The sequence below is a fragment of the Pseudoxanthomonas sp. P4_B2 genome, assembly GCF_056402315.1.
Map to the genome: position 1 here is coordinate 550,945 of NZ_JBFUHQ010000002.1, position 13,942 is coordinate 564,886.

Genomic DNA, 13,942 nt, shown 5'->3' on the forward strand with positions numbered 1-13,942 from the left:
ATGGAGAGGGATCGGGTCCGTCGGAAGGAGAAGAGGATGTCCATGAAAACACTCCTGTGCGCATCGCTGGCGCTCGCGTTCTGGTCGAACGCGGCCCGCGCCGACGACATGGTCTTCAACGATTGCCTCGCGGGCTTACGTGGAAAGGCCGAAGCGGCGGGCATACAAGGAGCGAACTTCGACGCCGACACGCGCGATCTTGTTCCGGACATGGGCGTGCTAGACCTGCTGGACGCGCAGCCCGAGTTCACTACTCCGATCTGGGACTATCTGGCCGCGTTGGTCGACGACCAGCGCATCAGCGATGGCCAGGCCATGTTGCAAACCAACGCCGCGACCCTCGCCCAGGTCTCGCAGGAGTACGGCGTGGACCCGCAGACCGTGGTGGCGGTGTGGGGCGTGGAAAGCGACTACGGCAAGACCTTCGGCAAGCGGCCCCTGCTGGTTTCGCTGGCGACGCTCTCGTGCTTCGGGCGTCGCCAGGAATTCTTCCGCGGCGAATTCTTCGCCACACTCGATCTGCTGCAAAGCGGTGACTTGAAACCCGAAGGGTTGACCGGTTCCTGGGCCGGCGCATTCGGCCATACCCAGTTCATGCCCACCACTTACCAGCGCATCGCGGTCGATGGCGACGACGATGGACGCCGCGATCTGGTCGCCAGCATTCCCGATGCGCTGGCCTCGACCGCCAACTACCTCAAGCAAGCCGGCTGGCGCACGGGCGAACCCTGGGGATACGAAGTGAAATTGCCCGCAGGTTTCGATGCCGCCTTAGCCGGCAGGAAGAACAAGCGTCCGGTGTCCGACTGGATAGCACGCGGCGTGACCCGCATCGACGGCACGCCGCTGCTGGCATCCGATGCGCAGGCAGGCGTGTTGCTGCCCGCGGGCGCGGCGGGCCCCGCGTTCCTCGTGTTCCGCAACTTCGACGCGATCTATGCGTACAACGCCGCCGAGAGTTATGCGCTGGCCATCGCCACCTTATCCGACCGCCTTCGCGGCGGCGGTCCGTTGATCACGCCGTGGCCGACCGACGATCCGGGACTGGGTCGTGGCCAGCGAAAACAATTGCAACAATTGCTGCTGGCGCGCGGGCATGCGATCGGCGAAGCGGACGGCATGATCGGCACGCTTACCCGTCGGGCGATCGTGACCGAGCAGCAACGGCTGGGGTTGCAGCCGCAGGATGGGCGTGCGGGGAAGAAGATTCTCGATGCGTTGCGGCAGGAGGCGTCGCTACAACCGCCATTGCAGTAGCCGTCATCGCAGCAGGCAACTTCGCCGCCGATGCAGCCGCCACCAGATCCTAAAACGCCTTAGACACGTAGGGCGGGTTTTAACCCGCCATTGCCATGCACGATCTTGCGATAACGTTGGAAGTTGCGGCTTTCGTCAATTGCCATCGCAACGGAATGATGGCAATGGCGGGTTAAAACCCGCCCTACGCGGCCTGCACCAGCGGGATCTCGCGCGGATTGTTCCACTTGTCCAACAACGCCGCTTCGCGCGTCTTGGCCTTGTGCAGGTGGGCTTCCTTGACGTGTCCGTAGCCGCGGATGTGCTCGGGGATGCTGGCGATTTCGGCGGCCAGGGGCAGGTTCGACGAGTTGAGCGAACTCAGCAGCCCGCCGATCGTGCTCTCGTAGTCGCCGATCAGGCGGCGTTCGCCCTTGCGCTCTTCGGTGTAGCCGAAGATGTCCAGCAGGCCGCCGCGCAAGAACCGGAACTTCGCCATCAGCTTGAACGCGCCGAACACCCACGGACCGAATTCCTGCTTGATCAGCCGACCCTGCGCGTCCTTCTTCGCCAACAGCGGCGGCGCCAGGTGGAAGTGCAGTTTGTAGTCGCCTTCGAACTGCTGCTCCAACTTGCGCTTGAAATCGCCGCTGGTGTACAGGCGCGCGACTTCGTATTCGTCCTTGTACGCCATTAGTTTGAAGAAATATCGGGCCACCGCTTCGCTCAACGCGGTCGAACCCGGGGCGCGCACATGCTCGGCATCGCGCACCTTGTCGACCAGGGCGCTGTAGCGCTGCGCATAGGCCGCATTCTGGTACTCGGTGAGGAAGGCGACGCGGCGCTGTATAAGTTCGTCCAGCGAGCGCGACAGACGCAGATCGTCCAGCGGCAGGAAGGCGAGGTTGCTGTCGCCGCTGTTGGCGTCCTGCAGGCCGCGCACTTCATGCTCGTTGTCGGGAGTGCGCGGGGCGCTGGGGCTGGCCCACTCGCTGGTTTCCCATTCGCCCGGCGGCAGGATCTGCAGGTTGTGCGGGGTGCGCTCGGATTCGGTCTGCGCGTTGTGGATCACGCCGGCCGCTTCGGCGACGGCCACTGGATTGACCACGGCCAGGCGGCCCCAGGCGAAAGCCTGGCGATTCATTTCTATCGCCGCGCCGTTCAATTCGACCGCGCGCATGATCGCCTCGAATGAGATCGGCACTAATCCCTGTTGCCAGGCATAGCCCAGCATGAACAGGTTCGCCGCGATCGCATCGCCCATCAGTGCCGTCGCCAGCACCGTGGCGTCGACCTGCAGCGGCGCCCGCCCGCCGAGCGCCTGCGTCACCGCCGATACGATGCCGGCGGCGGGGAATTCCATATCCGGGCGCGTGGTGAAGGTGCCGGGCATCGCTTGATAGGTATTCAACACGACTTGCGAACGCTCGCCGCGTACTTTCGACAACACCCAGTAATCGTTCACCACCACCATGTCGCAGCCCAGCACTACGTCGGCTTCGCCGGCGGCGATGCGCACGGCGTGGATGTCCTCGGGCGTGCGCGCGATGCGGATGTGGGTAGTGACCGCGCCGCCTTTCTGCGCCAGGCCGGTCTGGTCCAGCACGCTGGCGCCCTTGCCTTCCAGGTGGCCGGCCATGCCCAGCAGCGCGCCGATGGTGACTACACCGGTGCCGCCGACGCCGGTGATCAGGATGTTCCAGGGTTGCTGGAAATCCGCCTTGAAAACGGGTGCGGGCAGAGTGGCCAGCAGCTCGGCCGGATCTTTCTTCTTGCCCTTGCGTGGACCGCCGCCGTGCACGGTGACGAAGCTGGGGCAGAAACCGTTGACGCAGGAATAGTCCTTGTTGCAATTGGACTGGTCGATCTCGCGCTTGCGCCCGAATTCGGTTTCCTTCGGCAGCACCGACACGCAGAAGCTCTTCACCCCGCAGTCGCCGCAGCCTTCGCAGACCAGCGTGTTGACCATGACCCGCTTCTGCGGATCGGCCAGCTTGCCGCGCTTGCGACGGCGGCGCTTCTCGGTGGCGCAGGTCTGGTCGTAGATCAGGATGCTGGCGCCCTTCACTTCGCGCAATTGCTTCTGCACTTCGTCCAGGCGTTTGCGGTCGTAGAATTCGACGCCAGACGGGAAGATCTCCGGCTTGGACCACTTCTCGATTTCGTCGCTGACTACCACTATCGTCTGCACGCCCTCGGCGCGCATCATGTGCGCGATCTGCGGCACGCTGAGCGTGCCGTCCACCGGCTGTCCGCCGGTCATGGCGACCGCGTCGTTGTAGAGGATCTTGTAGGTGATGTTGACGCCGGTGGCGACCGACTGGCGGATGGCCAGCGAGCCGGAATGGAAGAAGGTGCCGTCGCCCAGGTTCTGGAACACGTGCTCGGTTTCGGTGAAGGGTGCCTGCCCCGACCAGGTCACGCCTTCGCCGCCCATGTGGGTGAAGGTGTCGGTGTCGCGGTCCATCCACGTCACCATGTAGTGGCAACCGATGCCGCCCAACGCGCGCGAACCTTCCGGCACCACGGTCGAGGTATTGTGCGGGCAGCCGCTGCAGTAATGCGGCACGCGCGGGAAGTTGGCCCGCGGCAGCGCCATTTCCGCTTCCTTATCTTCCATCCAGCGCAAACGTTGCTCGATGGATTCGGTGGTGAAGAAACGCTGTATGCGCTTTCCGATCACTCCGGCAATCGTTGCCGGAGTGAGTTCGCCAGTCGAAGGCAAAATCCATTCGCCGGCCTCGTCGTACTTGCCGACGATGGATGGACGCGGGCCCGCGCTGACGGGCCAGTTGTAGAACTGTTCCTTCATCTGCCGCTCGATGAAGGCGCGCTTCTCTTCGACCACCACGATGTCTTCCAGGCCGTGGGCGAAGTTGGCGATGCCCACCGGCTCCAGCGGCCAGGTCATACCGACCTTGTACACGCGGATGCCGATATCGGCGCAGGCGGCCTCGTCCAGGCCCAGGTATTCGAGCGCCTGCAACACGTCGAGATAGCTCTTGCCGGTGGTGACGATCCCCAGCCGCGCGCGCGGCGAGTCCAGCACGATGCGGTCCACGCCGTTGGCGCGGGCGAAGGCCTGCGCGGCCTTCACCGCATAACGGTGCAAACGCATTTCCTGATCCAGCGGCGGATCGGGCCAGCGGATGTTCAAGCCGCCGACCGGCATCTCGAAATCCTCCGGCAGCACGATGCGGCGCGCGAACGGATTCACTTCCACCGAGGCGGAGGATTCCACCGTTTCGGCGATGGTTTTGAAACCGACCCAGCGCCCGGTGTAGCGGCTCATCGCCCACCCCACCAGACCCAGATCCAAGATGTCCTGCACGCCGGCCGGGTTCAGCACCGGCATCATCGCGCTGACGAATTCGTCTTCCGAGCCGTGCGGCAGGGTGGAGCTGCGGCAGTTGTGATCGTCGGCAGCCATCGCCAGCACGCCGCCGTGCTTGGAAGTGCCGGCGGCGTTGCCGTGCTTGAACACGTCGCCGCAGCGATCCACACCGGGGCCTTTGCCGTACCACATCGAATACACGCCCTCGACCTTGGCGCCGGGGAACAAGTTGGTCTGCTGGGTGCCCCAGACCATGGTCGCGCCCAGATCCTCATTCAGGCCGGGAATGAATTTCACCTGCGCCTCGGCCAGGTGCTTCTTCGCCCGCCACAGCTCCAGATCGAACCCGCCCAGAGGCGAGCCGCGATAGCCGCTGATGAACCCGGCCGTATTCAGTCCCGCGGCCTGGTCGCGCAGGCGCTGCATCAGCGGCAGCCGGACCAGCGCCTGCACGCCGCTCAGGTAGATGCGGCCGTCGGTGCGGGTGTACTTGTGTTCCAGGGTGTAGTCGTTGTCCAGCACGTCGATCTGCGGGGTATTGGCGGACGACGGCGAGGTGAGTTCGGCGGTGCTGGTCATGGCTGGCCCGGGGGTGTCAGAGGCGGCTGGCGACGTCCGGCGAACGCCGGACGCGTGGTGGCGAATTGTATCAGCGCGGTATTCTGTGACCTTACTCACTCCCCGGATGTGCGCTGCAGCGGTTAGGATGGCGGCGGGGAGGTTGCTATTCGTGGTTGGGGACGTCACATGACTACTGTTCGAGTTTTTCTGGCCATCCTGTTGGCCATCCATAGCTTTGCCGCGCAGGCGCAAGTCCTGCCTAAACCAAAAGAGTTCTATTTCGACGCCGATGCCAGCACCACGCGCAAGATCGTAGCGGCGCAAGGCGAGGGCGATGCATTGGCTGCCGAGCTGGTCAAAATGCGCGAGCGCGGCCGCAAGTCGATGGAAGCGACGGCGCAGTTGGCGCACGTGGCGATGTCCGACAACCGCACCGATCTGGGCAAGACGCTGTACACCGAGGCGGTGGGAGCGACCCAGACAACCGGTACTCTCGGCCGCGCGATCCGCTGGAACTATGCCTGGGACTTGTACAAGCACGGCGAAGTGGCGCCCGCGCTGGCGTTCTGGGCCGAACTCGCCGGTGGCTTCGGTCAGCCGGCCTGGGTGCCGCCCACGCTCGCGTTGGCGCTGTGGAGCGCGGATCGCAAGACAGACGCGGTGAAATGGTATGCCGCCGCAGTGCGGACGGAGCCTAATCTCTGGAGCGACCCGGCCAACTACCCAACTTTGCTGCCGGACTGGCGCGAAGAGGATCGCAAGCGTCTGGCCGAGGTGTATGCGGCCTGGGCAGCCAATCCCCCCGCCTGGCCGTAACATGCAGCGGGTGGGTCGGCGCCGTCGCCGACTTTTGCGAGCCCTTCCAATGCGCTATCTATTGACGCTGCTGTTGCTGTGCGCGGTGCCGGCTTACGCCGCCGACCGCATTACCGGGCGCGATTTCGCCACTCGTTCGGAAGTCATCGCGCCGCATGCGATGGCAGCCACTTCGCATCCGCTGGCCACCCAGATCGCGCTGGACGTGATGAAGCAGGGCGGCAGCGCGGTCGACGCCGCGATCGCCGCCAATGCCGCACTGGGATTGATGGAACCCACCGGCAACGGGATGGGCGGCGATCTGTTCGCGATCGTGTGGGATCCGAAAACGAAGAAACTCTACGGTTACAACGGTTCCGGCCGCTCGCCGAAGTCGCTGACGCTCGATTACTTCCAGAAGCAGGGCCTTACCGACATTCCGCCATTGGGTCCGTTGCCGGTCAGCGTGCCGGGCGCGGTGGACGGCTGGTTCGCCCTGCACGACCGCTTCGGCAAGGCGCCGATGAAGAGCGTGCTGGCGCCGGCGATCCGTTATGCGCGCGAAGGCCATCCGGTCGCCGAAACCATCGCCTACTACTGGGGTCGTTCGGTGCCGCGCTTGTCCAAATACCCGGGCTTCAGCGAACAGTTCACTGTCGGCGGGCGTGCCCCGCGCACCGGCGAGTTGTGGAAGAACCCCAACCTGGCCGACACCCTGCAGAAAATCTCCGATGGCGGTCGCGATGCCTTCTACAAGGGCGATATCGCCCACACCATCGACGCCTATTTCAAGGCCAACGGCGGGTTCCTCAGCTATGAAGACCTAGCCGCGCATCACGGCGAATGGGTGGAGCCGGTCAGCACCAACTATCGCGGTTACGACGTATGGGAGCTGCCGCCCAACGGCCAGGGCATCGCCGCGCTGCAGATGCTCAATGTGCTGGAGGGTTACGATTTCTCGAAGATTCCGTTCGGCAGCGCCGAACACGTGCACTTGTTCGTGGAAGCCAAGAAGCTCGCCTTCGCCGACCGCGCGCGTTGGTACGCCGATCCGGCGTTCCAGCCCGCGCCGGTGGCCAAGCTGATCTCCAAGGCGTACGCGAAGCAGCGACGCAAGCTGATCTCGGAAAACAAGCCGCTGCAGGAAGTGCAACCCGGCACGCCGGCCGAACTCGATCAGGGCGACACCATCTACCTGACCACCGCCGACGCCGACGGCATGATGGTGTCGCTGATCCAGTCCAATTACCGCGGCATGGGCAGCGGCATGGCACCGCCGGGGCTGGGTTTCATCCTGCAGGATCGCGGCGAAATGTTCGTGCTCAAGCCCGGTCATCCGAACACCTTCGAACCCGGCAAACGTCCGTTCCAGACCATCATCCCAGCGTTCATCACCAAGGACGGCAAACCCTTCGTCAGCTTCGGCCTGATGGGTGGCGCGATGCAGCCGCAGGGGCACGTGCAGATGGTGATGAATCTGGTCGATTTCGGCATGAATCTGCAGGAAGCCGGCGACGCGCCGCGCATCCAGCACGAAAACGACACCGAGCCCACCGGCCAGAACACCGCGATGAGCGATGGCGGCGTGGTGCAGTTGGAGTCCGGTTTTCCCTACGAAACCGTGCGCGGCCTGATGGACAAAGGCCATCACATGGAATGGGCGCTGGGCCCGTACGGCGGTTATCAGGCGATTCGCCGCGACCCGCAGACCGGCGTGTACTTCGGCGCCTCGGAAAGCCGTAAGGACGGACAGGCCGCCGGTTATTGATCGGCGGAGAGCGCCTATGGGCGCTGCTTACCAAAGCGCATACGTATTCCCAGAATTTGCAACGCTGGGTTTGGCGAAACCGGATTGCCGATACCGTTGCTGCACTGCACAATATCCTTGTCCGATGCATCCGTGCCGATAGCGCATGGACCTCACAAGGAATCCCATGCGTCTGCCCCTTATCGCGCTGGCCGTCAGCGCCTTCGCTATCGGCACCACCGAATTTGTGGTGATGGGCCTGCTGCCGCAGATGGCGGCGGACCTGGCCGTCTCGATACCGTCGGCGGGCCTGCTGGTATCCGGTTATGCGCTGGGCGTGGTGATCGGTGGGCCGTTGCTGGCCATGGCCACGGCCCGATTGCCGCGTAAAACGGTGCTGCTGGTGCTGATGAGCGTATTCGTACTGGGCAACCTGCTGTGCGCGCTGGCCCCCAATTACGAAACGCTGATGGTGGCGCGGGTGATCGCGTCGTTGGCGCATGGTTCGTTCTTCGGCGCGGGCGCGGTGGTCGCACGCCATATCGCGCCGGAAGGAAAGGGCGCGCAGGCGATCGCGCTGATGTTCACCGGGTTGACCGTCGCCAATATCCTGGGCGTGCCGCTGGGCACCCTGCTGGGACAGGCGTTGGGTTGGCGCGCCACGTTCTGGGCGGTGGTGATCCTGGGCGTTGCCTCGTTGCTGATCATCGCCCGCAATATCCCCTCGCTGCATGAACTGACCCCGCCGCGCCTGCGCCAGGAACTGCGCGTGTTGCGCCAGCCGCAGGTGCTGTTGGCGATGGCGATGACGGTGTTCGGCTTCGGCGGCATCTTCACCGTGTTCACCTACATCGTGCCGATCCTCACCAGCGAAGCGCATCTGGGCGAATCGACGATCAGCTGGGTGCTGATCCTATTCGGCCTGGGCGCCACCGGCGGCACGCTGCTGGGCGGGCGCCTGGCCGACTGGAAGCTGATGCCCGCACTGGGAGTTGCCCTGGCGACCTTGTGCGCGTTCTTCCTGCTGTTCGCCGGCCTCATGCACCTTCCGGCATTCGCGGTGGCCAGCGTGTTCCTGATCGGATTCATCGGCTTCCTGGGCGGTCCGGCCCTTCAAGCGCGTTCTGTGCAGCAGGCCAGCGAAGCGCCGTTGCTGGCCTCCACCTTGAACCAGAGCGCATTCAACCTTGGCAACGCCGGCGGCGCATGGCTGGGTGCAACCCTGCTGACCGACGGCCACGGTTATCCCCATCTGGCGATTGCCGCCGCGGCAGTCACTGTGGTGGGTTTGGGTTTAACCGGTTTCAGTGCATGGCTGGAATCGCGTAACCGGCAAATATTCGTCTGCGACGAAGGTGCGGGTGCGTAACCGGCGCAACCCGGGATAATCGTTGGCGATGGCCTTCGACGCGTTCGCCCTGATCCTGACCATGCTCGCCCTGGGCATGGGGTTCGCACGTCTCAAGTTGCTGCCTGCCAATGCGGCGGAAACGCTCAACCTGGTGGTGCTGTACGTATGCCTGCCGGCGGCGGTGCTGATCTACGCGCCGCGCTTGCATGTGGACATCTCACTGGCGGGGCTGATCGCAACGCCTTGGCTGCTCGCGGCCGCGACCTTGCTGCTGGTCGCGCTGGCCACGCGCCTGTTCAAGTTCCGCCGCGACGAACACGCCGTGCTGCTGTTGTGCGTGGCGCTGGGCAACACCAGCTTCATCGGCTATCCGATGGTGCGCGCGCTGCTCGGCGAGCATGCGCTGCCCTATGCGGTGGTCTACGACCAGTTCGGCACGTTCGTGCTGTTGTCCACGTTCGGTTTGTACGTGCTGGCGAAGTACGCGGGCGACGAGGCGCCAACGGCGAAGCTGATACTGCTGCGAATCCTGAAATTCCCGCCGGTCTGGGCGTTGATACTTGGCCTGACGGTCATGCCCGAACAGCCGCCGCAATGGATCGCGTCCGCGTTGCAGAAGCTCGCCGACGCGTTGCTGCCGCTGGTGATGCTGGCGGTGGGTCTGTCCATCCAGTTGAAGCTGCCGCGCGATGAAGTGAAGCCACTTGCCACTGGCCTGCTGCTGAAGCTGCTGGTGATGCCTGCACTCGCGCTGGCGCTGGCCTTGCTGTTCGGCATGCGCGGCGGAATGCTGCAGGTCAATGCGTTGCAGTCGGCTATGCCGACCATGATTTCCGCCGGTGCGTTGGCCATCGCCCACAACTTGGCGCCGCGGCTGGCGGCGGCGTTGGTGGGCTATGGAATACTGTTGTCGCTGGTTACGTTGCCGGCGTGGGTGTGGGCGCTACGGACACTGATCGAATGACTACGCTACGCTGCATCGGTCTTCTTATTTCAGGAGCGTGGATGAAGTCCATATACCGACGTCACTCTGCGGTGTTATGCGCGCTGCTACTCATGTTGCTGACGCCAAGTGCATTGGCTTCGGACAAGGCTGACCGTGCCGAGGAACGCGCCATGCGCGCCTACTTGGAACGGGTCGCGACAGAACTGGTTTCACGCGGCGATGCCAGAAGCCTGGCCCTGGCAGCAGTGATCAAAGAGAACCAAGCGACAAGAAGCTGGTTCGATGGGAAGTCGTTCGTCTTCGAGGAGAGAACTGATGGCGCATCGACCGCATCAGCGCTGAGAAAGTCTGCGATGGCGTTGGCAAAGGATGATGTGTTGGTCTACATCCTCTTGATATCGGGCAACTCGGAAAGCGGGAAGGAATCGAGGTTGGAGGCTGCCGACCGCTGGGCAGCACTGGAACCGGACAACCTTGCGCCTTTCCTCAATTCGCGAGGCGACACGGCAGTGCTGCAAGCCCCGCATGCCGAGTTCGCTCGGATGGATGTGCACTATGTACAGCAGTTGCGCTGGATTGCCGGTGCGCTACTCGCGGACCCGCCGACGGCTGCAGAAGCGAAGGCCTTGTACCGAGGCGAAGTGGACACCGCCGAAAAGTTCGCCAGCGCGTTGGCGACGTCACTGTGGGCCGTGACCTTAACGCCCTTCGTCGATATCGTCCATGCGTGCAAGGGCACTGCCTTGGACGTCGAGCCAGGCAGGCGCACACGCTGTAGAGCGATTGCCGATGTCATGAGTGCAAAGTCCGACACCTTGATTGGGAGGTCGATTGGTCTGGCGATGCTGGCTAACGTAATGACGGAGGGCGAGAAGCCTTTTGTCGCTGAACGTCGCCGTGAACACGATTGGCAGCTGAAGCAGTGGTCTCTGGTGTCCGCGGAGAACGACAATAAGAACAGAAACGAATTTTTGCGACTGATCAACGACACGCGGAACTCAAGCGAGATCGAAGTCATGCACGCGATGTTGGCGGAGGCCGGCATACCTTCCGATCCACCAGCGGGCTGGAAATCGGAGCGCACGCTTCCGTAAAGATCAGTCGGCTGGCACGGTCCGCTCTCCGGCCCACGCCCGCAGTGCCGAGACCTGTTCGGCCATGATCACCGACAGCGGACGCGAGTTGCGGATTTCCTGCATCAACAGGTCGGTGTCCAGCGGCTTGCGCTCCGCGTGGGCGGTGTACAGCGCGGCGACGATGACCTGTTCGATCTCCGCACCGGAGAAGCCGTTGCTGGCCGCGGCCAAGGCGGGCAACGCAAAATCCTCCGGCTCCAGTTTGCGCCGCGCCAAATGCAGACGCAGCAGTTCCACTCGGGTGTCCGGATCGGGCAGGTCGACGAAGAAAATTTCGTCGAAGCGCCCCTTGCGCAGCAGTTCGGGTGGAAGCTCGTTTACCTGATTGGCGGTAGCGACCAGGAACACCTGGCTTTTCCGCTCCGCCATCCAAGTCAGCAGATAACCCAGCACACGACGCGATACGCCGCCGTCGCCTTCACCGCTGCCGCCGGCCAGACCTTTCTCGATCTCGTCTATCCACAGCACGCACGGCGCCAGTTGCTCGGCCGAGGCCAGCGCGCTGCGCAGGTTCTTCTCGGTCTCGCCGTGGTACTTGTCGTACAGGGTGCCGAAATCCAGGCGCAGCAGCGGTACGCCGAAACCTGCCGCGGTGGCCTTTGCCAGCATCGACTTGCCACAACCCTGCACGCCCAGCAGCAGCATGCCCTTGGGCGGGTCCAGCCCCGGCGGCGCGTTGCCTGCGACGAATACCTCGCGGCGTTGCTCGACCCAGCGCTTCAGGCGTCTGGCCCCGGCCACATCGGCGAAGCGCGCGGTGTCGTATTCGTAGTGCAGATGACCGCTGCGATTGAGGAGCTCGAACTTGAGCTTGGACAACTGCGGCAGATCGGCGGCGCTGAGCGCGCCGTCGTCGTAGATCAGCTGGCGAGCGATGCGGCGCGCATCGGGCAGGCTCAGGCCCTGCAGATTGCGCACGATCTGCTGCACCGCCTCGCCGTCGGCTTCGACCCGTCGGCCGCCGTTTTCGCGGGCGTATTCGCTGGCTTCCTCGCGCACCATCTTCAGCAGGGCGTTGGCGTCGGGCAGGCGCGGGTTGAAGCGCACTGCGATGGCTTCCAGTTCCGACGGCAGCTCCACCTTGGCGCCGACCAGCACCACCACGTGCGGCTGGCAATGGCGACGCTGCACGATATCGCGCAGCTGGCGCTGGCTGCTGGCGTAGCCCAGGTAGGGGTGGAAATCGAGCAACAGATAGATGCCGCGTTGCTCGGCCTGCTTCATCGCCTGCAAAGCGGCGCTGGCGTCGGGCGGGCCTTCGGCCTCGTCCTCGCGGTCCATGTCGATGCGGCGCAGGCCTTCGGTGATGGACCACCGATAGAGCGCGCGCCAGACCTGGGATAGGGCCTGGCGGAACAGTTCGACCGCGCGGCCCTCATCCTGGGTTTCGATGACGATCAACGGGGTATTGGCGCGGATCAGCGCGGTCAGGTCCTGCAGTTCGCTCACGATCGGTCCGGGTCCTTGGCAGCGCGCACGATAGCAAAGCGGGAAACAGGTAATGGATGGTTTGCGTTTTGCCCTTCGAAACTAGGTCTACCGAGGATTCGCTTTTGATCTGGAGCAAAGGAGCAAGAGCAAATCCCCCTCAACCCCCCTTTTCCAAAGGGGGAGGTTTGGAGGCCGTTCCCCGTTAACCGTCGCCGGTGTACCCTGCGGCTTCCCGGTAACGAGGCGTGCGCATGAAGACGATTCTGGTCGCCAGCTCCAAGGGTGGCGCGGGCAAGACCACACTGGCCACTAACCTGGCCGCGCATTTCGCGCTGGACGGTAAGCGCACCGTACTGGTGGACGCCGACCCCCAGCACTCCTCCACCCGTTGGGCCGAGCGCCGGGCCGAGCTGGAAACCGCCGTACTTCCCATCGATGCCAGCGGCAAGCGCGCCTGGCGCGCCTGGTTGCCGGATGACGCCGAACGGGTGGTCATCGATGCGCCGGCCGGAGCGATGGCCGACGACCTGCCGCATTTCATCGAGCATGCGGACGCCATCGTGGTCCCGGTGCTGCCCTCGGCGCTGGATATCGAGGCCACCGTGGGGTTTCTGAATTCCCTGTCCAAGGTGGCGCGCGTGCACAAGCGCAAGCTGCCGGTAGGCCTGGTAGTCAACCGCAGCAAGCCGTGGACCAACACCTCGCAGCAGGCTGTGGAAATGCTCAAGACCTGGCCTTATGACGTGGTCGCGCAGCTGCGCGACACCCAGGCCTACGTGGTTCTGGCTGGGCTGGGCCGCAGCCTGTTCGATTACCGGTCCGCGCAAGTGCGCGACCACCAGGCCGACTGGGATCCCTTGCTGAAGTGGATCAAGAAAGCTTGAGCCTGCTTCTGAGCTCGCTCCAACCCGAAGGGATGCCATGCGTGAACTGATACTCCTGCGCCATGCGCATGCCGAACCCGCCGCTGCCGGGCAGCCCGACCTCGATCGGCCTCTGTCCCCGGACGGACTGGCCGAGGCCGCCGCCGCCGGCCGCTGGCTCGCCGAACAAGGCTTGGTGCCGGACCGGGTGTTGTGCTCGCCGGCCCGCCGCGCGCGCGAAACCCTGGAAGCCGTCCTGGAAACCATCGGTTACGTCGAGCAGCGTCTGGAAGATCGCATTTACGAAGCCACCGCCGGCACCCTGGCGGAATTGGCCGACGCGCATCGCGAGACCGAGCGCTTGCTGCTGGTCGGCCACAATCCGGGTTTGGAACGGTTGGCGGCGCTGATGCACAGCGGCCAGTCCGGCGACTACCGCGGCATGCCGCCGGCATCCGTAGTGGTGCTGAAGCTGCCTGCGGACGCCAGCATCGAACCGGGAGTCGCGACCCTTTCCGCCTTCTGGTGGCCGTGACGGCTCC

Annotated in this window: 10 protein-coding genes; 8 read left to right on the forward strand and 2 right to left on the reverse strand. The window is 64.2% G+C overall.

Annotated elements, in window-relative coordinates:
• The first annotated feature begins 36 nt into the window (after nucleotides 1-36).
• Nucleotides 37-1,257: a lytic murein transglycosylase gene (locus tag AC1DTQ_RS06980; RefSeq protein WP_477848792.1), complete on the forward strand. Its 1,221-nt coding sequence runs from the start codon at nucleotides 37-39 to the stop codon at nucleotides 1,255-1,257.
• A gap of 184 nt (nucleotides 1,258-1,441) precedes the next feature.
• Here AC1DTQ_RS06980 and AC1DTQ_RS06985 read toward each other — a convergent pair whose 3' ends face one another.
• A complete protein-coding gene (locus AC1DTQ_RS06985; RefSeq protein WP_477848793.1) occupies nucleotides 1,442-5,149 on the reverse strand; it encodes an indolepyruvate ferredoxin oxidoreductase family protein in 3,708 nt (1,235 codons plus the stop codon).
• A gap of 168 nt (nucleotides 5,150-5,317) precedes the next feature.
• Here AC1DTQ_RS06985 and AC1DTQ_RS06990 point away from each other — a divergent pair, with 168 nt between their 5' ends.
• The 5 genes from AC1DTQ_RS06990 to AC1DTQ_RS07010 all read left to right on the forward strand — a co-directional run bounded on the left by AC1DTQ_RS06990 (nucleotide 5,318) and on the right by AC1DTQ_RS07010 (nucleotide 11,064).
• Nucleotides 5,318-5,947 (forward strand): tetratricopeptide repeat protein, encoded by a 630-nt coding sequence (locus AC1DTQ_RS06990; protein ID WP_477848794.1) that lies wholly within the window; start codon nucleotides 5,318-5,320, stop codon nucleotides 5,945-5,947.
• Nucleotides 5,948-5,996: 49 nt separating this feature from the next.
• Nucleotides 5,997-7,694 carry a gamma-glutamyltransferase gene (gene ggt / locus AC1DTQ_RS06995; protein WP_477848795.1) on the forward strand — a complete coding sequence of 566 codons (1,698 nt, stop codon included), beginning with the start codon at nucleotides 5,997-5,999 and terminating at the stop codon, nucleotides 7,692-7,694.
• A gap of 166 nt (nucleotides 7,695-7,860) precedes the next feature.
• On the forward strand, nucleotides 7,861-9,042 hold the full coding sequence (locus AC1DTQ_RS07000; RefSeq protein WP_477848796.1) for an MFS transporter: 1,182 nt from the start codon (nucleotides 7,861-7,863) through the stop codon (nucleotides 9,040-9,042).
• Nucleotides 9,043-9,070: 28 nt separating this feature from the next.
• Nucleotides 9,071-9,988: an AEC family transporter gene (locus AC1DTQ_RS07005; protein WP_477848797.1), complete on the forward strand. Its 918-nt coding sequence runs from the start codon at nucleotides 9,071-9,073 to the stop codon at nucleotides 9,986-9,988.
• Between the two features lie 41 nt (nucleotides 9,989-10,029).
• Complete coding sequence (locus tag AC1DTQ_RS07010; RefSeq protein WP_477848798.1) at nucleotides 10,030-11,064, forward strand: hypothetical protein; 1,035 nt, start codon at nucleotides 10,030-10,032, stop codon at nucleotides 11,062-11,064.
• A 3-nt stretch (nucleotides 11,065-11,067) separates the two neighbouring features.
• Here AC1DTQ_RS07010 and AC1DTQ_RS07015 read toward each other — a convergent pair whose 3' ends face one another.
• Nucleotides 11,068-12,555, reverse strand: coding sequence for an AAA family ATPase (locus tag AC1DTQ_RS07015; RefSeq protein ID WP_477848799.1), 1,488 nt, complete (start codon nucleotides 12,553-12,555; stop codon nucleotides 11,068-11,070).
• Between the two features lie 233 nt (nucleotides 12,556-12,788).
• Between AC1DTQ_RS07015 and AC1DTQ_RS07020 the strand changes: the two genes are divergently transcribed.
• Both AC1DTQ_RS07020 and AC1DTQ_RS07025 read left to right on the forward strand, forming a co-directional pair.
• Nucleotides 12,789-13,421, forward strand: a complete 633-nt coding sequence (locus AC1DTQ_RS07020) for a nucleotide-binding protein (RefSeq protein WP_477848800.1) — start codon at nucleotides 12,789-12,791, stop codon at nucleotides 13,419-13,421.
• Between the two features lie 37 nt (nucleotides 13,422-13,458).
• Nucleotides 13,459-13,935 (forward strand): SixA phosphatase family protein, encoded by a 477-nt coding sequence (locus tag AC1DTQ_RS07025; RefSeq protein WP_477848801.1) that lies wholly within the window; start codon nucleotides 13,459-13,461, stop codon nucleotides 13,933-13,935.
• Nucleotides 13,936-13,942 lie beyond the last annotated feature (7 nt).

Bases quoted from the DNA above. Each gene is read 5' to 3' on its own strand.
- AC1DTQ_RS06980 (WP_477848792.1), top strand. From the start codon at position 37: ATGTCCATGAAAACACTCCTGTGCGCATCGCTGGCGCTCGCGTTCTGG.
- AC1DTQ_RS06985 (WP_477848793.1), bottom strand. From the start codon at position 5,149: ATGACCAGCACCGCCGAACTCACCTCGCCGTCGTCCGCCAATACCCCG.
- AC1DTQ_RS06990 (WP_477848794.1), top strand. From the start codon at position 5,318: ATGACTACTGTTCGAGTTTTTCTGGCCATCCTGTTGGCCATCCATAGC.
- ggt (WP_477848795.1), top strand. From the start codon at position 5,997: ATGCGCTATCTATTGACGCTGCTGTTGCTGTGCGCGGTGCCGGCTTAC.
- AC1DTQ_RS07000 (WP_477848796.1), top strand. From the start codon at position 7,861: ATGCGTCTGCCCCTTATCGCGCTGGCCGTCAGCGCCTTCGCTATCGGC.
- AC1DTQ_RS07005 (WP_477848797.1), top strand. From the start codon at position 9,071: ATGGCCTTCGACGCGTTCGCCCTGATCCTGACCATGCTCGCCCTGGGC.
- AC1DTQ_RS07010 (WP_477848798.1), top strand. From the start codon at position 10,030: ATGAAGTCCATATACCGACGTCACTCTGCGGTGTTATGCGCGCTGCTA.
- AC1DTQ_RS07020 (WP_477848800.1), top strand. From the start codon at position 12,789: ATGAAGACGATTCTGGTCGCCAGCTCCAAGGGTGGCGCGGGCAAGACC.
- AC1DTQ_RS07025 (WP_477848801.1), top strand. From the start codon at position 13,459: ATGCGTGAACTGATACTCCTGCGCCATGCGCATGCCGAACCCGCCGCT.